Below are 22931 nucleotides of genomic sequence, written 5' to 3'. Positions count from 1 at the left end.
CACTCAACCACCTCGAGTGCTAACTCATGATTCTATTATACACTCTTCCACACCAAAGTCAAGACAAAAACTCAAAAAATTAGCACTCTTTTTACAAGAGTGCTAAAAATCAGTCTAGCGACCTAGATTAATCCTCCAGAATTTGCAAATGGCGCATCAAATAGAAAGAAATTCCTGCAAAAAGAAGCAACCAAACTAGCAGAGCCAAAAATTCTCCACTCCATAAATGGAAATGAGACCAATCTTTCATATAAGTACTAAAGAGGCCCATAAAGCTATAACGCAGCACCTTAAATAAATCCTCGCTCATATTTGAAAACATAGGAATAAATGCCGCCAAGAGCATAGCCGGAACACTAAGAGATTGTGCCATGACCTGATTTTTACAAAACAGACCAACCATTAAAAAGAAGAAAATTAAGACCAGCATGGTCAACAAGAGAACCAAACCATAGCTGAATACATGATTAGAAAGCTTAGCTCCCACCAAAATTGGGGTAATGACAATATAAAAGATCCCAATAATCGCTGGCCAGATTAAGGCAGAGAGAATGTATTGACCAGCTGTCACACCAGCCAAGCGCAAACTTTGCAAATTATGTTTTTCTCTTTCCTCAGCTAGGATGATGATGATAGGTGTCCCAACAGACATGGCTAGAGAGAAAGGCAGAGAGATCGTAAGCAACATAGTAGCTAGTTTATCAGCTCCAATTTCCTTACCCGCTCCATTCAGTGAAAAAATAAATTTATAGAGAAAAATGAGGAAAATTGGCATGAAAACCTGCAACAGAATACTTTTATTAGCTAGCGTCACTTGACCTCTCAGCCAAATCTTACCTTTTAATTTATTAGACATTTAAGGTACCTCCTGTCAACGTGATGAAAATATCTTCCAAAGTTGGTTCGCAGGAATGAATGCTGATAACATTGGACAAATCCAAACCTCCTTGTAGTTCCTCAAAGGCCACCGTCTTCGTCGTCAAATCTACATATTCTAAACGAACCTTCTTATCTGTATTATACTTTTGGATTATCTCATGCGGACTGCCTACTTCGACTAATTTTCCTTTACTTAGCAAGGCCAAGCGATCACACAAGAGGGTAGCTTCTTGCATATCATGAGTCGTCAGAAAAATAGTTGTCCCCTGCTCTTTTAGTTCCAGCAGCAATTCGTGAATGGTGCGAGAGGTTGACGGATCTAAACCACTGGTTGGCTCATCCAAGAAGAGCAGTTTAGGTCGATTAATCAAGGCTCGGACCAGCAACATGCGCTGCTTCATACCCGTAGATAGTTTTTCAGCCACCTTGTTGCGACTATCATAAAGCCCCACTTTTCGGAGAAGTTCATCGACTTCTGTCATCTTAACACCAAAGAGCATAACATAGGCTTTGAGATTTTTATAAAGTGACATCTTTTCATAAAAACCGCTGCCATCGCTGACAATCCCAATCTGCTCCAGCACTTCTGCCTTTAAATCCTCAACCGGTGCAGACAGCACATGAGCTGTCCCAGCATCTGCAGACAACTGACCAGTCAAGATATTGATAGTCGTCGTTTTACCAGATCCAGATGGTCCTAGGAAGCCAAAGATTTCTCCCTCTCGGATGGAAAAATCGATTCCTGCTAAGGCTTCTTGTTCCTTGAATTTCTTTTTCAAGCCTTGCACTTCAATAATGGTCTTTTTCATTGTTTTCCTCGCTTTCACAACAGTATTTAACAAAACTGCAATCAGTCTTTCAGTTCCTGCCTCATTTTCCAAAAACGCAAGGCAATATGGACCAGTTGACAGAACAGAATGAGCAATATAAGACAGTCTATTGCTAAGACTGATTTGAATAGTAGACTTGCTTTCAAACTCTTTTGAAAAATATCTAAAATGAGATAGGTAGTGACACACAAAACCATGATGGCCGGCAAAAATCGCCATATAAGCAAACGCTTGACCATTTCTAGCTTAGACCATGCGTCATTATAGATTTCAAGATCGCTGTCTGCATCAAGCTGAGAAACCGGCTTGCGGAAATAAGAGAACTGATTAAAGTTTGTAATATGCTTCCAGCCACAATCCTCAAACAGTTGATAATAGGATTCTTGCTCCGCCTTCTTTATGGGGCGAAAATCTAATTGATAGGCCACGTCCTGAGGCGGACAGGATTCAAATGTATAACGAACCGCAACAAGAAAGGGAGAATAACTTACTTTTTTCAATTTCCAGCCTTTGCTATGCATTTGTTTAAAATAAGCTGCTTCTCTGTCATAGTCTGCAATGGTAAAGATTTTATAGACAATTTTCTTTTCCATCAAACTTCCTCCTTACTATTGCGGTAAAGGCGCTCAATCCGCTGGATTTCCAACTCTAAAATCTGCTTCCCAAGCTCCGTGATAGAATAGAGCTTTCTCTTTTCTTCCTCACGAACAAAGGCAATCAGACCATCTTTTTCCATCTTTGCCAAGGTCCCGTACATGGTCCCCGGGCTGATAGATAGCTGTCCTTCTGTCAATTGCTTGACTTTTTGAGTAATACTGTAGCCATGCCTTTCTTTCTGAAGACAGAAGAGGATATAAAAACCTGTCTCTGTCATTGGCACATAGACTCTCCTAAGCTTTTCTGTCAATCCGCTCATCTTTTTATCTCACTTTCACCTCGATATATCGAACCTTGATATACAAAATTATATCGCAGTCCGATATAGTTGTCAAGGATTTGTAAATATTTTTTACAAAAAGTGATTCATTTTTATCTATCAATGCTTCAGCTAAAGCTGCTTTAAGTCAGAAGCATAAGTGATTATAGACCTGCATTCTGATAAATCAGCATAAAAAAAAGCCAGGAAAACCTGACTTACTTGTTTATTTCCCCGCTGCCTTGAGTAGGGCGATATATTCTTCCAGAACCAGATTATGCTTCTGCATATACTGGGCATTCTCCACACCGACATAACGGTAATGCCAGTTCTCAAAATCAACTCCAGTAATGTCACTCTTGCCATCTGGATAGCGAAGGACAAAGCCATACTGCGGAGCTAGTTGGGCAATTTTGGCTGCCAATTCATCCCCCTGGCCTTCTGGAGCGCTCATATCAATAGCCAAGCCCGTTTGATGCTCGCTGGCTCCTGGAAGCTGCACCTGCTTCAGCACGATGCTGACTGCTTCTTCATTTGACAAGCCTTTGGCAACTTCCCCAGCAACTTTTTCGTTATAGAGTTCCTCCTGCTCAGCTCGGCTGCGATAGCCAGAGATTAAAGTTTCTTCAGGAGCTATCGCCTGGGCTGCTGCTAGGAATTGCCGAGTATTTTCAGCAATACGGCTGTCGACCTGCACCTCTCCAATCTGAGTCAGATCAGGTGTTTTTTCTTCTTGCTGGTTGTCTCGATTGACCAAAATCAAATTCCAGTCAGTAGAAGAAACCTTGGGCAAATCAGACTGCGAGCTCTCTGAGCCAGAAGAGCCTTTCGTAGCAGAACTGCTAGACGAACCCGAAAACTGAATCTTTGCAAGCAGATCTTGTAACAAGGACGGACGGAAATAAATCGCCGTTCCTCCAGCTGCCAGACACAAGATGATTAACAACAAAAGCGTTAACCCAATCTTCTTAGACTTCGATTTTCTCTTTTCTTTGCGATGTTTAGCGCGCTTCAACTTCTTCCTCCATTACTTTGGCACCGGCCTCTCGATAAGACATGTCTCCGACGCAAGCTACTGTGAATTTACCGTCTTCATAGTCTACAACCGTCACACTGCCATTGTCCAAACCATGAGGCCGAGTTCGATTGATTAGATAGACAAAGGTTCCGATGGTCATGCCGTGGCTGACTACAAGGGCATTCCCACCGCCAGCAGCTTCCAGCTCCTCAGCTATGGCTGAAAAGCCTTCCCAAATTCGGCCGCTGAGCTTTTCCCAGTTTTCTGCCCAGCCTGCTGTATCGACTTCTACAAGGCCTTCTGCCAACTCAGCATAGCTGAGCTGATGAACGTGCTCAATATTGAAAACCCGGGGCATCACACCCATAAAGAGTTCCCCATCATAACCACCATCAAAACTGCCAAAGCACCATTCGCGAATCCGTTTGTCAAAGGTATAAGGAATCTGACCAGTCAGATCCAGCTCCTCCAGAATAATGCCCATAGTCTGAATAGTCCGGCCGCTGTCGCTGGAACGGGCCAATTTGAAATCAAGCCCAGCTTCTCTCAAGCCAATGCCCAACTCATGAATGCCACGTTCCCCAACTTCAGTCAATGGGGTATCAGACCAGCCTTGAGCCCGGCCGATAGTATTAAACATGGTCTTGCCATGACGAACCAAGTATAATCTTGTTTTTGCCATTTCATTTCCTCCGTTGTTCTTTTCATATTATACCATTTTATGAAGAAATTGGCTCCATCTGGCTTTCAAAGCAAAAAGCAGGAGTCTCAAAACTCCTGCTCATTCTTGATTTTCTCGATCCAATATAGCTGCACCAACCTGACGGTAAGACACATCACCCAAGGCCTGGATGCTAAAGCGACCATCTTCATACTCCAGCACTGTGACACTGCCATTGTCGACATTAGGATTTTTCGTGATATTCTCATCAACCAGATAAGCCAAAGTACCAATGGTCATACTGTGGCTGACGACCAGAGCATTGCCACCGCCTGAGGACTCCACCTCTCTAGCAATGGCTTCAAATCCTTCTAAAATCCGACCGCTTAGCTTGTCCCAAGGCTCAGCCCAACCTGCCGAATCCACTTCTACCAGGCCATTCGCCAAATCCGGCCAACTGAGTTCTTTGTAATTATCCGTCTTAAGAACTCGTGGGATAACGCCATGAAAGAGCTCACCACCATAAGCACCATCAAAACTGCCGAAACACCACTCCCGGATGCGCTTGTCATAGCGATAGGGAATCTGACCAGTCAGGCCCAGCTCCTCTAGGATAATCCCCATGGTCTGAATGGTCCGACCACTATCACTGGAAAAAGCCTTGACAAAAGGCAAACCAGACTCTCGCAATCCGATACCCAGCTCGCGAATACCGCGCTCCCCTTTAGCAGTCAGCGGGGTATCAGACCAACCTTGAGCCCGGCCGATAGTATTGAACATGGTCTTGCCATGACGGATAACATAGAGTCTTGTTTTTGACATACTTCACCTCTTTTATTTTTTCTTTGTTTATTATAGTATAGGCCTTCGTATTCTTTAGATAAAGAAGAGGGAGAACCCGGTTTCCCACTATGATAGACAGCTGCTCACTTTGAAGTCAGCATCTAATCAACTATAGAGACTTAATATGAACTTTTACAGCACTGACACATCCAAGAACAATGTACAGATAATGGAGCCAATAATTAAGACCAAACTGTCCGGATAAAGCGGCTTTATTAATAGCGATAACGGCTTGCAAAATATTGCCTTCCCCTTGGTAAAAAGAATTGGCATAACCAATTTGAACAGCTACAAAGCTCATCGCTAAAGTAAAAAAGAAACTTGCCACAATTCCTAAAACAGAAATACCTTTGACAAACTTTTCATAGCAAGCAATGCTAAATAGCAGTGTAAAACCTGATATGAAGCCCATGGCCAAGGATGCACCTGTCAGAAAGAAGACAAGACATGCGCCAAGCAAGCTCGTCAAGAATGCTCCGAGAACACCCAGAAAATAATGTATTTTCTGCGGACTTTGATGAGGAAGGGAACGCTTTGTCACCTTATCCTGTGAGATGGAAATCATCCGCTCATAGCTAGATGGCGTGAGAAAGAGCCAATCGCCTTTGATCTGATACAGGTCCACATCTCCGGTTTCACCGGTTTTTTCACAGGCGCTAACCAGCCCTTGCTCCTCAAAGTAGCGGGTGCAGTCCTCAATAGCCTCCTCCAAAATATCCGGCAGCAGATCTCGATCCTGATCAGCCAAAATCTGACAAGCCAAGTTATAGCCAGCTCTCTCAAAATCAATCAAGACCTCAGAATCGTTGATCAAAGCTTCCAAGGTATCTCGACCGATATAGCCCTGCTCACATCTGACTGAGAAAAAAATCGCAAATTCGTCGCCATCTGTTATAGTCTCTAGATAAAAAGCATAATCCCCTCTACGGCCATATATAATGCCGCTCTCCTTATCAAAATCCAAACCTAAATCAAGGGCCAGCTCAGCTAGCTCTCTTTTATTCATAACCTAAACAATCTCCTTATAATCCCCTATCTTTCAAGCATCCAGCTAGACTCAATCCCGCAAACTCCTACTCGGAAACTGAATAGCTGTCCTTTATGATGCTTTCTTAAAAGCTGTTTCAAATCTAGCTTTTTAATTTTTAAAGCTGTGAATAGGCGCTGGAATCTGACCGCCCCGCGCGATAAAGGCAGCAGACGAAGCTTGATTGACCTTCATGACCGGAGCTGTTCCCAAGAGCCCGCCAAATTCAATCATATCGCCTTCCTTGCCTTTCGGAATAATCCGCACAGCTGTTGTCTTCTGATTGATAACTCCAATCGCCGCTTCATCCGCAATCATGGCTGCGATGGTTTCAGCCGGTGTCGCTTCTGGAATGGCAATCATATCCAAACCTACAGAGCAGATAGCTGTCATCGCTTCTAGCTTTTCTAGATTGAGCGAGCCATTTTGCACAGCCGCAATCATGCCCTCGTCTTCTGACACAGGGATGAAAGCACCAGACAGTCCGCCAACCTGATTGCAGGCCATGACACCGCCTTTTTTGACTTGGTCATTGAGCAGGGCAAGGGCTGCTGTCGTGCCATGAGTGCCGACTGTTTCCAAACCCATTTCTTCCAAGACACGGGCGACTGAGTCCCCGACCGCTGGTGTTGGAGCCAGACTCAAGTCAACAATCCCGAACTTGACGCCCAGACGCTCGCTGGCCATCTGACCGACCAACTGACCGATACGTGTGATTTTGAAGGCTGTTTTCTTGACTGTTTCAGCCACCACGTCAAAGCTCTCACCTCGGACCTTTTCCAAGGCTCGCTTGACAACACCGGGCCCAGAAACACCGACATTGATGACCACATCTGCTTCGCCGACACCGTGAAAGGCGCCTGCCATGAAAGGATTGTCTTCTACCGCATTGGCAAAGACGACCAACTTGGCCGCACCCATATCAGATAACTGAGCGGTTTCCTTGATAATCCGCCCCATATCCGCAACAGCTGTCATATTAATACCAGTTTTGGTTGAGCCGATATTGACAGAGGAGCAGACCTTGTCCGTCTCAGCCAAAGCACGTGGAATGGAATTAATGAGAATTTCATCGCCTTTTTGATAGCCCTTTTGGACCAAGGCCGAGAAACCACCGATAAAGTCAACGCCGATTTCCTTGGCTGCCTTGTCTAAAGCCTTGGCCAGAGGCACGTAGTCTCTGCTATCTGTCGCTGCCCCAATCAGCGAAATCGGAGTCACTGAAACCCGCTTATTGACGATGGGAATCCCGAGCTCTGCAGCAATTTCATCCCCAACTGCCACCAAGTCTTTCGCTTTGGTCGTGATTTTTTTGTAAATCTTCTCCGCCGCCCGATCAATATCTGTGTCAATACAGTCCAAGAGTGAAATGCCCATGGTGATGGTCCGAATATCAAAATTCTGCTCCTCAATCATGGCAATGGTTTCTGTTACTTGTCTAATATCCATTCTTCACTCCTTAGATATTGTACATGGCATCAAAAATGGCTGCGCTTTGAATGTTGATTTTAACGTTGAGCTCTTGACCGAAAGCTTCAAACTCATTGCGAAGGGCCGTAAAATCTTGCTTTTCATCGCTGGACACCAAGGCCATCATGGTGAAATATTCCTCCAAAACGGTTTGGGAAATATCATCAATATTCAGCCCCAGCTCCGCAATCTTAGTGGAAACTCCGGCTACAATCCCTGTTTTATCTTTTCCGATAACGGTAATAATTGCTTTCATGCTTGGCTCCAATCATTTTTAGTTTGTCTCATTGTAGCATAAATTCGAGGATTTTGTATACTATTTCAGAAAATAAAGGCAGAAGGTTCGGATATTGCAAATAGCACTTGAAACAAGGAAAATTCTCCTACGCTCAGCAATTCATCTGAGAGACCATTTTGGGCAACTTTGTATGTTTTTTCTATTTTCATTTGAAAGCGCTTTCTATATTTGTTATACTAAATATAGAATATTTTACACAAAGGAGATTTCCTAATGAACGATTCATACAAGAAGCGTCTCTATACTCAGGCCTTGAGTTTATCAGCCGCTGTATTGATGGCTGTCTTAGCTCAGGGCAAGGCCGTAGCTGACCAGCAGAACAGCACTGAGTCACAGCCAGCCGCCAATCAGATAGAGGCTGTAACTCCTGCGACAGAAGCTGCTCAAGCTGTTCCAAATCAGACAGGAGAAAAAGAACAGACTCCTGCTCCTGCAGCGGACAATCCAGCTGTCTCTGCAGCAGCTCAAACAAGAGCAGTTGCTTCTGAAGAAGGCAAGACCCAGCTGGCCGACAGCACTGTCTATATGTCCGAGCCTGCAGAGGTCAAGGAAACCGTCCAAGGACAGGCTTCTCAGGCGGGTAAGCTGACTTGGACTCTGGACAATAAACCGATTGCCGACTGGAAAACCTGGAACATGGACAGCGGCACCTTTACCGGCCAACCCTTTGTCACAATTGAGGAAAAGGCCGACGGGAACGATCTTCATCTGAATCTGCAGTTTCAAAAGCTTTTCGGAGACGATCTCAGCCTGCGCTCTCCCCATAATATTCGCCGGACCTATCGAAACTTCATTGGCAGCCATGAACTGGTTGGTACGAGCCAGGACTTGAGCTTGACCATTCGCAAAAATATCGTCTTGCGCCCTTATGAAGACTCCCACAGCCATGAGGAGATGCTGGCATCCATCGAAAAGAGCAGACAGGATGCCAAGACCGATCGCTTGGTACAGATTGAGAACATCGGAAAGAGTGCTCAGGGTCGCGATATCAAGTTGGGTATCATCAGTTCTGACCAAAAGAGCATTGACGACTACCTCAGCACAACTAATCCACAGGCCTTGACCAAACCAGCAGAAATGCTGGCAGCTCTCAAAAATGGCAACTTAGACTATAAACTACCTGTGCTCATTAACAACACTCACGCTGATGAACAGCCTGCTATTGATATTATCACAGGTCTCTTTAAAACTTTTGCAACTAAAGACCAAATCAGCTTCAAAACAACCGCTGCAGATGGTTCTGAAAAACTTGTCACTCTCAAAATCCAAGATTTACTGAAGAAGTTTATCTTTCTCTTTGACTTTACGGAGAATCCTGACGGCGATGTCCTCAACACTCGGGCTCTGGCCAATGGACTTGACCCTAACCGTGATACTGGCTACCAAGCCAATCCTGAAACCCGTACTGTTGCTGGATTGATTAACAAATGGAACCCAATTGCCCTCTATGATATCCACGGATTTGTCAAGGAATTCCTGATTGAGCCGGCAACCCCGCCTCACGATCCTAACTTTGAATATGACCTTTTAGCTGACCTCATGCTGGACAATGCCCATCATATGGGACGGGCCGGCGTTGCCAACTCTGGCTACGAAAAATACATCATTCCAAAACTGGACTGGGGAGACGGATGGGACGATTCCTTCTCCGGCTACACAGCGGTTTATTCTATGTATCATGGCATCCTGGGACATACCATCGAAATTCCCGAGGGTAATCAAGAGTCCTACAAGGCTGGATATTATGCAGTTTTAGGAGGTCTTGACTATCTAGCTCAGAACCCCGACAAGCTCATGGAGATGCGTCTCAACTTCTACCTGCGCGGCATCAATAAAGTCGAAGATCCTAAGGCAGAAAATGAACTCGTCGGACCAGATGGTCAGGTCGTAGGCCGGATTAAAAAAGGCCAGGAAAAATTCTTCCCAGACTACTATGTCATCCCGATGGGAGTGGACAAGGACAATGATACCCAAGAAGCCTTTAATATGATTGACTATTTCAAGCGCAACGGTGTCCTTGTCAAAGAACTCAAGGAAGATAGCGGAAACTATAAAAAAGGCGATTTGGTTGTCGATATGGCGCAGGCCAAGCGTGGCTATGCCAATCATGTCCTCTACAAAGGCTCAAATGAATCCAAGTGGGCTGCCATGTATGCGGAATTGGTTGTCAATTTCCCTGATATGAAAGGCTTCAAAGCCCAGCCAGTCTTTGGCGACAAGCTCTTTGAAGGCAAGCTAGGCGATGTGACAGCCCTCCGTGCTGCTCGGACCAGTCAGGTTGATCATAAAGCGCCTTATTACGTCATTGCCAATACGTCTGAGAGCGCGGTCAAGGCCGTCAACCAAGCTCTTGCTGAAGGTAAGAAAGTCTACCTGACAGATGACGGCTACATCGTTGATACACCGACCTTTACCAGTCTCCTAAATCGTTATGCCATTTATGGTGATGCCCTCTATAAGATTCCACAGGGACCGACTCTGAAGCCTCTCAAGGTCTATGCACCGCCGCATCAGTTTTACTGGGCAGGTGTGGACTCACCAGCTCACACTGCTTTGGCTCTGAAAAATATGGGCTTTGAAATCGTCGACAGCCCAGAAGAAGCGGACGTCATAGTTCTTGAAAGCAACAACTATGACAAGTCTCTTGTCGGACTTAAGCCAACCATCGTCGTCGGAGGTTCTGCTATGCAGCGCTTGGAAAAACTAGGAATCTTAGATGGATTTGACGCTGAGCGCTTCAAGAACGGCAGTGACTATGAAGGATTGATGAAAGCCGTTATTCAAGACCAAGACCCGCTGACCAGCGGCTACAAGAAAGATGGACTCTTTTACTCCAACTCTGGTAACTGGATTGCTAAGATTCCTGCCAACTTTAGGACTCTTGCCAGCATTGCTGGCAGCGACTTCTATATCGCTGGCTGGTGGCCTGGCAATGAACAACTGGCCAACAAAGTCGTAGCCATTGCTGGTACCTATAAAGAGCAGCCTCTCTTTGTCTATGCTGGCAATCCGACCAATCGGCTTCACCCTGTTCACTTCTACCGTTGGATCTCAAATGCTATCTTTGGCAGCCAGTTGGCCGAACTGACAGACCTCCCAAGTCCTGCGACACCTGATCCAACCTATCAAGCGCCAAGTCAGACTGTCCTTGACTGGAAGCCTGCTACAGTGAAGCCACCGGCTCAAACGGTAGTCCTGACCTACAAGAGCCAGACACTTCCGCAGACCGGCAGCCAAGAAAAAAGTGCTAGCTTTGCTCTAGCTGGACTCCTAATCGCAGGAGCAGCTGGACTCTTACTTTTAAAGAAAAAGGAAGACTAATACTTAAAAATACACCTCCCAATGGATGCGGGAGGTGTATTTTTAGTTATAAGCTCTGCTATTTTTCCACATAGGTATGAAGCGGATAAGTCGGATAGGCCAAGTCACGCGCCAACTCTGAGGTTACATAACCTGCCGGTGCATCTAACACAGAAGGGATTCGATTGACGATAGTGGCACAGGTCAAGGCTACAGTATCAGGCTTGCTGACTGAGAAGACTAGATTTGGCTCACCAGTAATTTCCCAATCACACATATCTCCGTCATTTTCACGATAGACCTTGCCAATACACTCTACTTCCAACTCAATTCCCTGATGGGTATGAATGGTTGTCACAGCTGACATACCCGTTACTTGCCCCGCCGGAACTGTGCGACCCAGCGTTTCAGAATAAACATCTTCATCCAAAATATAAGGAACACTCTTTTGTGAAATATCCTGAATGGTCCAGTTCATCTTAGAGCAAATAGCCTCAGCAGCATTCCACATATAGGACGGCAGACTCTCAGCACTAGCAATTTCCTTTTCAAATCGCTCTGAATCGTAACCAGCACCATGCGCTTCTGCCAAAGCTAGACCATAATCTTCCACATTATAGCTGACAATCCCTTTCACCTTTTGAATGCGATTAAGGCCAGACATAGCCAAGCAAGGCATATTAATCCAGTAAATATCCTGCATGCCAGATCCCATTATAGTGACACCATATTCTTTGGCCAGCTTGTCCAAGCGGTTTGTTTCGGATGGCGACGTCGTCCAAGGGTAGATGGCTTCCTCACAGGTCGTGATGATATTAACTCCATGCTTGATGGCTGTTTCAAAAAAATCATACATTTCCGGCATATAGGAAGCAATGGTGACAATGGCAATGTCAGCGTCACACTCTCCAAAGACACGTTCAGCATTATCAGAAATCAGGACACCAGTCTTATAGCCTAGCTCTGCAAAATCACCAACATCCTGTCCTACTACAGCAGGATTGTTATCAATAGCTCCTACGATTTCTACACCGTGATCCAGTAGGTACTTGAAAATCACTTTAGACATCTTGCCGCAGCCATACTGAACAGCACGAATTTTTGTATTTCTCATGGCAAACCCTCCATTAATTGTTATTATTTTCACAATTATAGTATAATATCTCTAGTAACTAGAGAGTCAATAGAGGGTTTTAAAAAATGAAAAAAATTTTGCGTATCGGAGAATTTTCCCAAATAAATCAGATTTCCATCCAAACTCTAAGATTCTATGACCAAATCGGTCTTTTAAAACCCTATAAAGTCAATCCAGAAACCAACTATCGCTACTACCACATCAATCAATCTTCTCTGGTTGACTCCATTCAGTACCTGCGTCAACTGAATTTTTCTCTAGAAGACATCAAAGAAATCCTATCTGACAAAGACCATTTTCAACTGCACCAGCTTATCGAGGAGCGCTATCAGCGTCTTCTAGAGGAAAAAGAGAATTTAGAAAAACAAATCCAAGAAATCGAAATCTTTCGGTCTGGTGCCCGTATCTATGGCGAAAAGCAGAGCGAGCAAGAACTGGAAATTCTAACTTTTCCTGAACGGCAGCTGCTTACTTTTGAAATTGATCAAAACATTTATCAAATGAAAAGTGAGGAATACGAACTTGCTCTCCGCTACTTCAAACAAGAAATCCTGCGTTACAGTCCTTTTTTCACCCATTTCAGTCGTGTTGGTTCCATTATGAAACAAGAAGATTTCCAAAAAGAAAGATGGATTTCCAAACAACTCTGTCTCTTCCATCATACTCCCAATGAACTCCCTCACTTAAATCGAATGTTGCTTCCGGCAGGAAATTATGCTGTTGCTTACTGCTCTTCCTTTGCAGATGAACTTGAAGCTCTGCCGCATTTTTACCAGGCTCTGACTCAAGCTGGGTATACTCCTGTGGGTGATTATATCTGCGAGGTCATCCATGAACAGCCACAACTCCAGGAGCAGCACCGCGATATGTTCATCCGGATGCAAGTTCGGATAGAGGATTAAAAAAGGAGGAAAGAGGATGTAGCGGAATTTCTTGCCAGATACTGGAGCAAGCTCAGCCAAAAACGAATCACTTCACAAGCCGTAATTATATAAAAAAAGGACGGGAAAACACCCATCCTTTTTATGTGCAAATAACCATTGCTTAGCATCTTAGTCTTCTTGCTTCTTTCTTCCAGCTAGAAGACCCATTCCCAGAAAAGCTAAACCAGCCAGAGGCAGAAACTTATCTTCTTGAGTGCCAGTCTTAGGCAGAGCTGAGTCGGGAGCTGGCTGCAATCTTGGCGACGAAATAACTTTTCCTTCCTCACCTTGCTTCAGAGCTTGAGGTTGGGTCCTTGTCAAAGGCTGTTTAGCACTTTCAGCCACCACCTTGCTGCCAACTTCTACTAGTTCGTCAACTGCTAGAGAGAACACTTCCTGACCGAGGACGGTTCGCTGACCGTTCAAGACTTCTACAAAGACTCGCTTTTGACCTTTTTGGCCAGCTACAAGTATCCTCCGCTGCCCTTGTTCCAGTTCTGGATTTTCCTGTTCTCGGGTCTGATATGCAATCTCTTCCATTATGACTTCTAAGAAAGGTTTTTCTTCCACTAGGTCCTTTATCCCCTCTTCCGGAGTGACCTGATGACTTGGTTTCACAGCCAGAGCAGCAAGAGCTGTCTTCAGATCTTGCTCTGCTCTATCTAAATCTGCCTGCTCCGCTTTTTCATCTGCCAAGAGAGACTGGGCTCGAGCCAAGGCTGACTGGTAAGCCTGAACTGTCTCATCTGTGTAGAGGCTTGGATCTAGACTAACCGTACTGTCTACCACTTTCTGCAGAGAAGTCTTATTAACCGCTGGCGCATGAAGATTGGTCACAAAGAAATTGCGCGCTTCCAAATCTCCATCCCAAAGCCCCAGACCGACGTAGGCATCATTATAATAAGGCTCAACCGTATCAAATTGGTGGTTCAGGTATTCTACACCGTCCACAGATACACTGACACCATTTTTAGTTTTCACTAGCTTAACATGGTGGAACTGGCCGTCATTAAGATGCTTGCCATTCATGCTACTTTCTGCAATCGTTTCTCCCATAAAGCGGTAAAGTCGAATCTTATCATTATCGCCAAATTGAATAGAATAAGCATTGCGAGGGTCAACATTTTCAGACGCATAGAAGATGTTAATCAAGCCTTTTTGATACTTGAGATCCACATCCAAGTTATACTCAGGGAAAGGTATCTTCTGACCTCCCATATAATAATCATTGGCGCTGGTATTCTGATTATAGAGGCTTTCACCGTCAACATACCATTTACCGGAAACAGCTTTTAGATCTGGAACATTGGTCTTAAAGTCATTACGGCTGATATTGATAGTGAAGACCTTGGAAAGGCTTGGATTTTCCTTAGAGGCCGCCGTTACCTTAACCACACCCCTTTGCAGAACAGTCACTCGTAGCTTATTGCCATCTTCCGTGACAGAGACTAGGTCTGGCTGATCCACACTCCAGCTGACCGCTTGAGAGACGCTTGCTGGCATGACATATGCTTTCAAATCCAAACTATCACCGACATAAATATTATTTGTTACAGGAGAAGCCTGCACTAGTTCCAGTGGTTTGGTCACTGCCTGCTTGTCTTTCCAGATGCCCTTCAGCGGATAAAGAGCAATGTCAGCCTTAGCAGCACCACCTTCTACAAACACACTAGCGGCAAGGCTATTTGGTGCAGGGAAAATCTGATTGGCACCCGCTACAGTATACCCTTTTGCAAAGACTTCTAGGCTGGAGCGATCCACATAGAGATGCAGATCTATGCTGCCATCCGCATTGCGCTTGACGGACTGACTATCCACCTGAGCAAATTTATTACTGAGAAGAATGCCGGACTGGCTGCGGTCAATAGAGAGAGTTTCCTTTTCTAAATCATAGGTAACTCTAGTCACTTCTCCATCTCCAACCCGCAGGTTAAAACCAACTTTCTTGGTCGTTTCACTCGGACGGAAAGTAGAGACAATTTCATACTGATCATCGGAAAAATCTTTCAACAGCCCATTCTTCTCACTAACTTCCACGTCTTTATACAACACAGCCTTGTCTTCCTGACGCAGAGACTGATAAGCTGTAATTGGCGTCTGAGTCAGCCGATAGCTGCCGTCTTGCTTGATAAGGCCTAGTTTGAGGTTAAGATTGAAGGTGCCGTTGAACTTCTGACCGACGGTATCGGCTACCAGATTACAGTAATCTTCCCAGGTATTCATCCAGTTAGACGCGATAATGTCAGGTAGGGTTGGATTAGACTTGCTACCAAAGTCCTGAACGTAGTAAGTCATGGCCGCATAAGAGTCTTTACCAAAGTTCATGACCTGATCAGCCTGAGCAAACTCAGCATCTGGGACGAAGGTCCACTTGCCCTCCACCTGTCTAAAATCACCGACCTTATAGGAGCGCCCGCCACGAGACAGGACCCATTTTAGGCTACCATCGTCTGCTAGCAGAGGATAGAGATCTGGGCACTCCGTATGGAGATCCGCATAAGTTGACTCCACCTTCCAATTACGCAGATTATCAGACGAATAAATTCTCAGTGGTCCGCCTGCAACGACCATAAACCATTTACCCTCCCAACGGAAGACCTTGGGATCACGAAAATCCTGTGATTGCAGTGGATCATCCGTCCAGTCAGCTGCAATTTGATCAAGCTTCGTCCAAGTCCGGCCCTCATCCTTACTGTAGGCTAACTTGATGCGCTGACCATTTCCGTCGGCAGTAATCAGTGCGACTAAACCGCCCTGGTCATTGTCAAACAAACCAGAGGAATTGGTGGTATCTGCTACTATTGATCCTGAGAACACAGCCCCATTAGCATCCGGATAAAAGGCAATCGGCTGTTCTTCCCAATGAATCAAATCCTTGCTGGTCGCATGGCCCCAGTGCATAGGTCCCCACTTTGTATCGTCGTAAAACTGATAGAAGAAATGATAGACTCCCTTATAATAAACCAGCCCGTTGGGATCATTGGCCCAACCGTCCTTGACCGAATAATGATACTGACCGCGATAGAGTTCATTGTAGTAAATCTCATCTGCCTGCCGACGATGGACATTGAGCCGATAAGTCAGGCTGACCTCCTGCCCATCCGCATCCGTCACAGTGCTGGTCACAGTCAGATAGTTTGCCCCCACTGCCAGCGGAATATTCTTCAAATCACTATAAACCCTACCTGCAGCATCAGTCACGCTTACCTTGGCAGCAGGATTTTTCGCTACGACAGTCAAGTCTACAGTCTCAGCATCATGCTTGACATACTGGATAGTGATAGGGGCAGTGAACTGACCTTTCTGTTCCACTTTCCCAACCGAAGAAGTCACCCTTATATCCTCCAACTCGGGATTAGACTGAGGAGTGATTTCTTTATAAAAGGTATTTTGAAAAAGCAGCTCGCTGTTCCAGTTTAGTAAGCCAAAATAACCTTCTGACAGATAAGTATTCTGCCCCTTATCATCTCTCTGAAGCGTGTAATCTCCTGAGCTGGCCACTAGGATATCATTGACATAGTAGGATACCCAAGAGCCGATAGAAACAACCTTGAGCCGATATTTATTATCATCCGTTGGCTCGATATGTTTTTCATTGATAAACTGATAGTCCCGACCGCCTTGCCAACGCCAAAACTTCACATTGTTGCTGCCACCATCAATATTAACTGCATAGCTGCTCTTGTCATCCGGATTATTATTACTGCGGAAAATGAGGGCTGCCGCCCCTTCCTTACTGAGGAAGGTTACATCTGTTGAGTAAACAAAATCCTTTCCTTGACTTTGAGAGTAAAGGAAACTATCACCTTTGCCTCTGGCATCACTATAAAGACCTTGCTCCCGGACTTCCCAAACTCCATTTTTGTCTCCCTTGGCTTCTGCCAAGTTAGTATTGAAGCCTGACTGTTTATCTACAGTCTCTGCGGCAGGGAGTTTTTCCGAAACAACTTCCTTCGCCGCTGCTGTCTGTTCGTCTTCTTCCTGCTTGGTCTCTCTAGCATTTGCTGTGACTTGATCTTCCTTATCAGACTTTTGGTTGGCTGACCCCACTGCTGCATCCTGACCACCCGCTTCCGTCGCTGCAGTTGCAGCAGTCTCCCCAGCTACAAGATTTTCTGTCTTATCGGCATTCCTTGTAGGAGCAGCTGTTTGCCCGCTCTCAGGCTCCGAGACAGCTGATGAATCAGCCTGCAAGACCTGAGTAGGAGCTGGATTAGCCTTACCATCATCCGCATAAACCACTCCGCCGCCATCTAACAAGAAAGCTCCAAAAGCTAGCAAGGCACACCCAAAAACCCAACGCTTGCCGCTTTTTCTCATAAACCAATTTTTACACACTTTTTCCTGATGATTTTTCATGACACACCTCAATATTCTAAAAATAAAGTCAGACTCCTCACAACCAAATTACTGCTACATAACGCACTCCTTTCACCTTTTCTTGTTCAAAATGAACACCTCGTTTATCACCTAACTCCTTTATAAAAAAGAAGCAATCTCAATAATCTAAATATAACAAATTTTTGTAAGCGCTTCACCTAACGTTTGTCACAAAAACAAAATGACAGATGTCATATTTTAGAAACGAAGAAAAAACAAAAAGCCTCCAAAACGGAAAGCTTTTGTTTGTTTTAAATTTATTCTGGATAGGATGCTGCCAGCTCGTTCTTTAGATATTCTGCCAAGTGCTGATGAGCAAAAATTCCTGCTTTTTCTTCTGCTGTCGGATTATAGTTGGTATTGGTGTTCACATCATAGACATAAATCTGACCCGACTCCGACTCTACCCACTCAATAGCTGCTACATCAATACCAGCCTTAGCTAGAAAGGTTTCATAAGCCTGTCTTTGACTAGCAGGCAGCGGCTCCGTGATTTGAAACTTATCCGATGTTTCCAACTGAGCAGGCTTTTGCCCAATCTGACACCCATCTGCCGGACAAAGCTGAAAGCCACATAACTACTTTTCTATCTTCAATATCTTTGTCCCCTCTTCATTACAACTAATATTACTCTGCTAACATTACTTCAATTTCTATCGAAGAACTTGTTCTAAAAGCTTTAAAACAAAGAGATAAACAAAATCATTAAATTGACTCTTTTAATTTCTTATATGATATAATTATTTTAAATATCATATTAGTGAGAAATATTATGTCAAAGACAAAAGGTAACAAAAAAAGAAATTCTTCTAAAGTCAAATATATCTTAGGAAGCGGAGCTTTAATTTTAGCTTCTACAGTGATTCTGCCTAAAGTTTTGAAAAAAACAACAAATTATTTATATAAAAAGCAAGTAAAAATAACTAATCATCGAAAAGTAACTTTTGATTGTAAGGACAAATTGGTTAAAAAATCTGAATATAAAAAGGTAGAAGATCATGCAAATTAATACTGACAATATTGCGCAACAGTGTCTTAATGCGATTAATGATAGAATTCACAATTTAAAAAGATTAAACATCATTGTAATTGGGAAATCAGGCGTCGGTAAAAGCACACTAATCAACAGTTTGTTTAGAGGTAATTTTGCCGATACTGGATTGGGTAGACCAGTAACTCAGGAAATTCGCAAAATTGAAAAAAATGGATATCCTTTGGCTATCTATGATACACCCGGCTTTGAATTATCATATACCCAACAGGAGAGTGTCAAAGATGAAGTGATTAACCTAATTAACAACGGTTACTCTTCTAATGATATCAATGAGGTGATCCACTGCATTTGGTATTGTATTAATGTCGGTTCAAACCGTACTTTCGATAGTTCGGAAGTGGAATGGCTTAGAGAGTTTTCTGAGAAGAATAAAACGTCTAAGGTACCTATCATTGTTGTCCTTACTCAATCTGTACCTAAGAAGAAAGCACTAGAAATGAAAGCTCATGTTGAGCAGGAAAACTTAGATGTTTGTAAAGTTGTGCCAATTTTAGCTCAAGATATGGATTTTGATGAGGAATATGTCGCTAAAGCTTTTGGATTAGATACTTTGATTGATGTAATGTCTGAGGTATTGCCAACTGAACTACAAGATACTCTCCAAAATATCCAAAAAGTATCTCTGGAATCTAAAAAAAAACATGCTAGGGCAGTCATTGCGACTGCAGTAGCAGCAAGTTTTGGTGAAGGTTTCGCTCCAGTTCCATTCGCAGATGCATTCATGCTTGTTCCAACCCAGATAAGCATGATTACTGGCATCACTGTAATATTTGGACTTGATATAAATAAAACTTTTCTAACCGCCTTTGTATCCTCAACCTTAGGGTCTGGGGGAGCAACATTCCTCGGAAAAACAATTGTCTCTAATATACTCAAATTTATTCCCGGAGTAGGAACAGCAGTTGGCGGAACGATTTCTGGAACCACTGCTGGATTAATTACAACTGCTTTAGGCGAGGCTTACCTATTTTTAATGGAACAAATATTTAAAGGAGAAATAAGCAAAGAAGCACTAGGTACTCCTGCCGGACAAAAACAAATGACAAAACTTTTTAGAGAACAATTATCTAAAAAAAGATAATACACCAAGATTTTGAATCTTGGTGTATTTTTAGGTTAAATTGTTTTTTACATCAAAAAAGACATCCAAGAGAAATTCTTGAATGTCTGTAAATGTTGATAGTATCGTATTGATTAACGTTTTGAGAATTGTGACGCTTTACGAGCTTTCTTAAGACCTGGTTTGGAAAGTATGAATTTCAGTTGGACTAAAAACAGCGTAATATCAAGACTTTTCTCCGCTTTTATAAAAGCTTTTTTCCAATCAAATTCAACTAATTTTATCCGAATGGTGTGGATTTTACCCCCAAAATTACAGAGAATGGAGCTGATAAACACTAAACGTTCACACCATTAGTTAAATGATTTTTTGTTCATCATTTTTCTTAGATGATAGAACTTCTAATTTATTTCTTATTCAAGCAAAAACAACCTGCTATAAGTAAGAAAGAGGAAGATACAAGAAAAACACGGCGTAAAAACCGATTCAGTTCATTGTCCTCAATCCTTGTCTGCTTCATTTTCTTTTACGAGATCGTTTTGTGAATCTTTTTCAGAGAGTTTTTGATCAATATACTTGTCAATGTTTTCATAAAATTCCTTGGTCGCTTCACTATCTAATGTTGGCGAGTTCTGAACTTGATTCACTTTCAATTGAACAGATTGAATACCGTAAGAGGCTTGTTTTTGGTGGAGTGTTTCTAATTCTTCTTCTGAAATCGGATCTCCAACAACCGTCAAGACCAATTCATTGTTACTTGACTTGTAGACTTGATTAATAACCGTATAATTGGCGAACTCTTTTCCTACAAACTGTTTGATCCCTTCTTTGCGCGCTTGTTCTATTGTCAGAGTAACTGCCGAATAGCTAGCTGGAAGAATCAACAATACAATCAAAGATATCAAGCCAATTCTCATTTTAATGCTCAGCTCTTTAAATGAAGTTAAAGGAGATTTTCTCATCAAAATTCTTGTTCCAACAATGTTGGCTAGCATGATAAAGACACAGTTGATCAAGAAAAGATAGAGAGCCCCCAATAAAAATCGTACATTCCCATTAGCTAAACCATAGCCAGCAGTACAGATAGGCGGCATCAGAGCTGTAGCAATGGCTACTCCTGGCACGATATTGTTTGCTTCTTTTTTCCTTGAACCGATCACACCAGCAATCCCACCAGCAATAGCAATGAGGACATCCCAAATGGTTGGAGAGGTTCGTGCAATCAACTCGCTACTTGCATAAGACAAGGGAGAAATCCAGAAATACAGAGTCGAGACAAGCAAACTGACCAACACTTGAGTCAATAAAACCTCTAGAGATTGCTTGATTAAACGCGTATCAAAAATAGCTAAACCGAATCCCAGTCCAACAATCGGTGTCATGAGAGGTGAAATCAACATGGCTCCTATAATGACAGCTGTTGAATTCATATTTAGTCCGATAGAGGCAATAAAAATTGCACACATCAAAATCGCTGTATCTCTCAATCGAACATGAAGGTCATCGTATAATTTCTCACGGTATTCCCGTGTTGAATAATTGGCAGTCATTTGTCCTCTCCTCTTTCCTTATTTAAATTGGTATAATAATTAAAAATAACAGCTGATAAACAGCCAAAAAATATGAGCCCATAAATCGTCAAGAAGACACTGGTAATCCTTCCAATCAAGGTCACAGCTAGGAGATCCCCGTAGCCGACAGTCGTCGAAGTCACAAAAGCATACCAAAGACCGTCTCCGTAATTTGTGATAGCAGGTTCAACTAGGAAAAGCACGCCTCCTGACCCAAAAACAAAGGTCACAAAACTCAGAGCAAACCGAGTAAAACCCGTAACCTGCATAATATGCCATAACATTTTTAAACGTTTCATTTGTTCTCCTTATTCATACTAGCTCCTGACCGAGCCGTTTTTTTCCAATAATCAAAGTGAAGATAGGACATGATCTCCATCAGAGAAAGATAGACAAACTGATAGATCTGATTTAAGCTGATTATCAACTGATATTGTTTGAAAAATGACTGGAAGAAAGACCAGATATGACTGTCTTGAATCAGTCCCTTCTTAATATCAGACAGGATATTAGCTAAAGCTCCCAAGGACTGAAACGGTAAATCCTTGACATTTATATAGATCCGGTCCACCACATCATTCAGACTGGTATCTTGGATGGCATGAAATTCTCCAAAGAGAACTCCTGCCGCTCCAAGAGTAGAAACAAATTCCACCAAATAATTTCTGAGGAAATTTTCTCAACCTTTTCCCATAATGTGTTTAGTGCCATCCATAACGATCCCAACCAGAAAAAGGAAAGAAAACAAGCAAAGAAATTTTGCCGTAAATCCCAAAAAGCTTCAAGACTTGGTGTTGTTGGTTTTTCTAACTCTAAAACCAAGATGGTCATAATAATTGCTAGAACAGCATCTGTCAATACAATTAATCTGTCTTTCTTCATCGGATTGCATCCCCTTTCTTTTTTGTAACATTCTATCTTATCGCATAATATTGGATATTCTTTCATAATCCGACTACAAACAAAAATAAACCAAAAAGTATGTCCCTATTATACTATATTTAACTCTAGAAGTATTCATCCATCTAATTAATAAATATATCATATTTCACAATAAGTGAATACTATCAAAGATTCATCCCCTTTCACTTCATCATGTAGTGTTGCTTAGATTTATCAAAAACAACCAAATTTGTATTAATTTCAAGTATCACCTAGTTACAAAAATTTGGGGTGAACAGAAAAAGCATCCCGTATTTTTGATACGAAATGCTTTCAATAAGTTTAAATAAGTTTTAACGTTTACTAAATTGTGATGCTTTACGAGCTTTTTTCAAGCCTGGTTTGGAAAGTATGGGTTTCAGTTGGACTAAAAACAGCGTATTATCAAGGCTTTTCAGAACGATATCTACTGATTAATTTCATAAAATATGAATCAATAGATTATAAATAGGGGAATAGTTTAGGTCTGTAAGCATTAAAATAATACACCTAACTTTGATCACCATTTTTTTAGTTATTCACTCTTTTTTCAGATAGTGTTTTTAAAGTTATGATATAAAATGCCGCAATTAAAACACTATACATCATAATCGGAGGATAGACAATTAAGGATAGAATCAATCC

General features: G+C 42.9%; 20 protein-coding genes and 1 pseudogene. 4 read left to right on the top strand and 17 right to left on the bottom strand.

Features of this window, described 5'->3' with window-relative positions:
* Window positions 1-127: 127 nt before the first annotated feature.
* The 10 genes from J1C86_RS01870 to J1C86_RS01825 all read right to left on the bottom strand — a co-directional run bounded on the left by J1C86_RS01870 (window position 128) and on the right by J1C86_RS01825 (window position 7900).
* A complete protein-coding gene (locus J1C86_RS01870) occupies window positions 128-856 on the bottom strand; it encodes an ABC transporter permease (protein ID WP_125409118.1) in 729 nt (242 codons plus the stop codon).
* On the bottom strand, window positions 849-1688 hold the full coding sequence (locus J1C86_RS01865; protein WP_125409120.1) for an ABC transporter ATP-binding protein: 840 nt from the start codon (window positions 1686-1688) through the stop codon (window positions 849-851). The genes J1C86_RS01870 and J1C86_RS01865 overlap by 8 nt, the downstream gene beginning before the upstream one ends.
* 41 nt (window positions 1689-1729) lie before the next feature.
* A complete protein-coding gene (locus tag J1C86_RS01860) occupies window positions 1730-2302 on the bottom strand; it encodes a DUF2812 domain-containing protein (RefSeq protein ID WP_125409122.1) in 573 nt (190 codons plus the stop codon).
* Window positions 2302-2625, bottom strand: coding sequence for a PadR family transcriptional regulator (locus J1C86_RS01855; RefSeq protein WP_125409124.1), 324 nt, complete (start codon window positions 2623-2625; stop codon window positions 2302-2304). Before J1C86_RS01855 ends, J1C86_RS01860 begins: the two co-directional genes overlap by 1 nt.
* A gap of 226 nt (window positions 2626-2851) precedes the next feature.
* Window positions 2852-3640: a M15 family metallopeptidase gene (locus tag J1C86_RS01850; RefSeq protein ID WP_060976573.1), complete on the bottom strand. Its 789-nt coding sequence runs from the start codon at window positions 3638-3640 to the stop codon at window positions 2852-2854.
* Complete coding sequence (locus tag J1C86_RS01845; RefSeq protein WP_060976572.1) at window positions 3627-4325, bottom strand: histidine phosphatase family protein; 699 nt, start codon at window positions 4323-4325, stop codon at window positions 3627-3629. Before J1C86_RS01845 ends, J1C86_RS01850 begins: the two co-directional genes overlap by 14 nt.
* A gap of 99 nt (window positions 4326-4424) precedes the next feature.
* The gene (locus tag J1C86_RS01840; protein ID WP_125409126.1) at window positions 4425-5126 is read right to left on the bottom strand and encodes a histidine phosphatase family protein; all 702 of its coding nucleotides are present in this window, start codon (window positions 5124-5126) and stop codon (window positions 4425-4427) included.
* 130 nt (window positions 5127-5256) lie between these two features.
* On the bottom strand, window positions 5257-6153 hold the full coding sequence (locus J1C86_RS01835; RefSeq protein ID WP_060976570.1) for a hypothetical protein: 897 nt from the start codon (window positions 6151-6153) through the stop codon (window positions 5257-5259).
* A 132-nt stretch (window positions 6154-6285) separates the two neighbouring features.
* Window positions 6286-7623 carry a PFL family protein gene (locus J1C86_RS01830; protein ID WP_002908731.1) on the bottom strand — a complete coding sequence of 446 codons (1338 nt, stop codon included), beginning with the start codon at window positions 7621-7623 and terminating at the stop codon, window positions 6286-6288.
* A gap of 10 nt (window positions 7624-7633) precedes the next feature.
* Window positions 7634-7900 (bottom strand): ACT domain-containing protein, encoded by a 267-nt coding sequence (locus J1C86_RS01825; RefSeq protein WP_002905356.1) that lies wholly within the window; start codon window positions 7898-7900, stop codon window positions 7634-7636.
* 255 nt (window positions 7901-8155) lie between these two features.
* On the opposite strand from J1C86_RS01825, the gene J1C86_RS01820 reads away from it, so the two are divergent.
* Window positions 8156-11263 carry an LPXTG-anchored zinc carboxypeptidase gene (locus J1C86_RS01820; RefSeq protein WP_002908729.1) on the top strand — a complete coding sequence of 1036 codons (3108 nt, stop codon included), beginning with the start codon at window positions 8156-8158 and terminating at the stop codon, window positions 11261-11263.
* 58 nt (window positions 11264-11321) lie between these two features.
* On the opposite strand, the gene J1C86_RS01815 is transcribed toward J1C86_RS01820, so the two are convergent.
* A complete protein-coding gene (locus J1C86_RS01815) occupies window positions 11322-12356 on the bottom strand; it encodes an NAD(P)H-dependent amine dehydrogenase family protein (protein ID WP_032912381.1) in 1035 nt (344 codons plus the stop codon).
* Window positions 12357-12442: 86 nt separating this feature from the next.
* Here J1C86_RS01815 and J1C86_RS01810 point away from each other — a divergent pair, with 86 nt between their 5' ends.
* Window positions 12443-13279: a MerR family transcriptional regulator gene (locus J1C86_RS01810; RefSeq protein ID WP_002908727.1), complete on the top strand. Its 837-nt coding sequence runs from the start codon at window positions 12443-12445 to the stop codon at window positions 13277-13279.
* Window positions 13280-13429: 150 nt separating this feature from the next.
* Here the strand turns inward: J1C86_RS01810 and J1C86_RS01805 are convergent, their stop codons facing one another.
* Both J1C86_RS01805 and J1C86_RS01800 read right to left on the bottom strand, forming a co-directional pair.
* Complete coding sequence (locus J1C86_RS01805; RefSeq protein WP_125409128.1) at window positions 13430-17659, bottom strand: GH32 C-terminal domain-containing protein; 4230 nt, start codon at window positions 17657-17659, stop codon at window positions 13430-13432.
* 278 nt (window positions 17660-17937) lie between these two features.
* Window positions 17938-18252 (bottom strand): annotated as a pseudogene (locus tag J1C86_RS01800) (ATP-grasp domain-containing protein); the annotation flags it as partial.
* A 200-nt stretch (window positions 18253-18452) separates the two neighbouring features.
* Between J1C86_RS01800 and J1C86_RS01795 the strand changes: the two are divergent.
* Both J1C86_RS01795 and J1C86_RS01790 read left to right on the top strand, forming a co-directional pair.
* Window positions 18453-18689 (top strand): hypothetical protein, encoded by a 237-nt coding sequence (locus tag J1C86_RS01795; protein ID WP_002898980.1) that lies wholly within the window; start codon window positions 18453-18455, stop codon window positions 18687-18689.
* Window positions 18679-19815 (top strand): YcjF family protein, encoded by a 1137-nt coding sequence (locus tag J1C86_RS01790; RefSeq protein WP_002911688.1) that lies wholly within the window; start codon window positions 18679-18681, stop codon window positions 19813-19815. The genes J1C86_RS01795 and J1C86_RS01790 overlap by 11 nt, the downstream gene beginning before the upstream one ends.
* A 479-nt stretch (window positions 19816-20294) precedes the next feature.
* Here the strand turns inward: J1C86_RS01790 and J1C86_RS01785 are convergent, their stop codons facing one another.
* The 4 genes from J1C86_RS01785 to J1C86_RS01770 are packed head-to-tail and all read right to left on the bottom strand — an operon-like array spanning window position 20295 to window position 22247.
* On the bottom strand, window positions 20295-21344 hold the full coding sequence (locus tag J1C86_RS01785) for a DUF389 domain-containing protein (protein WP_000126416.1): 1050 nt from the start codon (window positions 21342-21344) through the stop codon (window positions 20295-20297).
* Entirely contained in the window at window positions 21341-21664 is a 324-nt protein-coding gene (locus J1C86_RS01780) for a potassium channel family protein (RefSeq protein ID WP_000825751.1), read from the bottom strand. Before J1C86_RS01780 ends, J1C86_RS01785 begins: the two co-directional genes overlap by 4 nt.
* Window positions 21661-22020, bottom strand: a complete 360-nt coding sequence (locus J1C86_RS01775; RefSeq protein ID WP_000397555.1) for a hypothetical protein — start codon at window positions 22018-22020, stop codon at window positions 21661-21663. Before J1C86_RS01775 ends, J1C86_RS01780 begins: the two co-directional genes overlap by 4 nt.
* Window positions 21945-22247 (bottom strand): TMEM175 family protein, encoded by a 303-nt coding sequence (locus tag J1C86_RS01770; protein ID WP_006151097.1) that lies wholly within the window; start codon window positions 22245-22247, stop codon window positions 21945-21947. The genes J1C86_RS01775 and J1C86_RS01770 overlap by 76 nt, the downstream gene beginning before the upstream one ends.
* Between the last annotated feature and the right edge of the window lie 684 nt (window positions 22248-22931).

Source organism: Streptococcus sanguinis (assembly GCF_050220005.1).
GTDB lineage: Bacteria > Bacillota > Bacilli > Lactobacillales > Streptococcaceae > Streptococcus > Streptococcus sanguinis_Z.
This window is presented reverse-complemented; position numbering and strand designations above follow the sequence as displayed.

Excerpts from the sequence above, each read along its gene's own strand:
- J1C86_RS01870 (WP_125409118.1), bottom strand. The coding sequence starts at position 856 with ATGTCTAATAAATTAAAAGGTAAGATTTGGCTGAGAGGTCAAGTGACG.
- J1C86_RS01865 (WP_125409120.1), bottom strand. The coding sequence starts at position 1,688 with ATGAAAAAGACCATTATTGAAGTGCAAGGCTTGAAAAAGAAATTCAAG.
- J1C86_RS01860 (WP_125409122.1), bottom strand. The coding sequence starts at position 2,302 with ATGGAAAAGAAAATTGTCTATAAAATCTTTACCATTGCAGACTATGAC.
- J1C86_RS01855 (WP_125409124.1), bottom strand. The coding sequence starts at position 2,625 with ATGAGCGGATTGACAGAAAAGCTTAGGAGAGTCTATGTGCCAATGACA.
- J1C86_RS01845 (WP_060976572.1), bottom strand. The coding sequence starts at position 4,325 with ATGGCAAAAACAAGATTATACTTGGTTCGTCATGGCAAGACCATGTTT.
- J1C86_RS01840 (WP_125409126.1), bottom strand. The coding sequence starts at position 5,126 with ATGTCAAAAACAAGACTCTATGTTATCCGTCATGGCAAGACCATGTTC.
- J1C86_RS01835 (WP_060976570.1), bottom strand. The coding sequence starts at position 6,153 with ATGAATAAAAGAGAGCTAGCTGAGCTGGCCCTTGATTTAGGTTTGGAT.
- J1C86_RS01830 (WP_002908731.1), bottom strand. The coding sequence starts at position 7,623 with ATGGATATTAGACAAGTAACAGAAACCATTGCCATGATTGAGGAGCAG.
- J1C86_RS01825 (WP_002905356.1), bottom strand. The coding sequence starts at position 7,900 with ATGAAAGCAATTATTACCGTTATCGGAAAAGATAAAACAGGGATTGTA.
- J1C86_RS01820 (WP_002908729.1), top strand. The coding sequence starts at position 8,156 with ATGAACGATTCATACAAGAAGCGTCTCTATACTCAGGCCTTGAGTTTA.
- J1C86_RS01815 (WP_032912381.1), bottom strand. The coding sequence starts at position 12,356 with ATGAGAAATACAAAAATTCGTGCTGTTCAGTATGGCTGCGGCAAGATG.
- J1C86_RS01810 (WP_002908727.1), top strand. The coding sequence starts at position 12,443 with ATGAAAAAAATTTTGCGTATCGGAGAATTTTCCCAAATAAATCAGATT.
- J1C86_RS01805 (WP_125409128.1), bottom strand. The coding sequence starts at position 17,659 with ATGAAAAATCATCAGGAAAAAGTGTGTAAAAATTGGTTTATGAGAAAA.
- J1C86_RS01795 (WP_002898980.1), top strand. The coding sequence starts at position 18,453 with ATGTCAAAGACAAAAGGTAACAAAAAAAGAAATTCTTCTAAAGTCAAA.
- J1C86_RS01790 (WP_002911688.1), top strand. The coding sequence starts at position 18,679 with ATGCAAATTAATACTGACAATATTGCGCAACAGTGTCTTAATGCGATT.
- J1C86_RS01785 (WP_000126416.1), bottom strand. The coding sequence starts at position 21,344 with ATGACTGCCAATTATTCAACACGGGAATACCGTGAGAAATTATACGAT.
- J1C86_RS01780 (WP_000825751.1), bottom strand. The coding sequence starts at position 21,664 with ATGAAACGTTTAAAAATGTTATGGCATATTATGCAGGTTACGGGTTTT.
- J1C86_RS01770 (WP_006151097.1), bottom strand. The coding sequence starts at position 22,247 with ATGAAGAAAGACAGATTAATTGTATTGACAGATGCTGTTCTAGCAATT.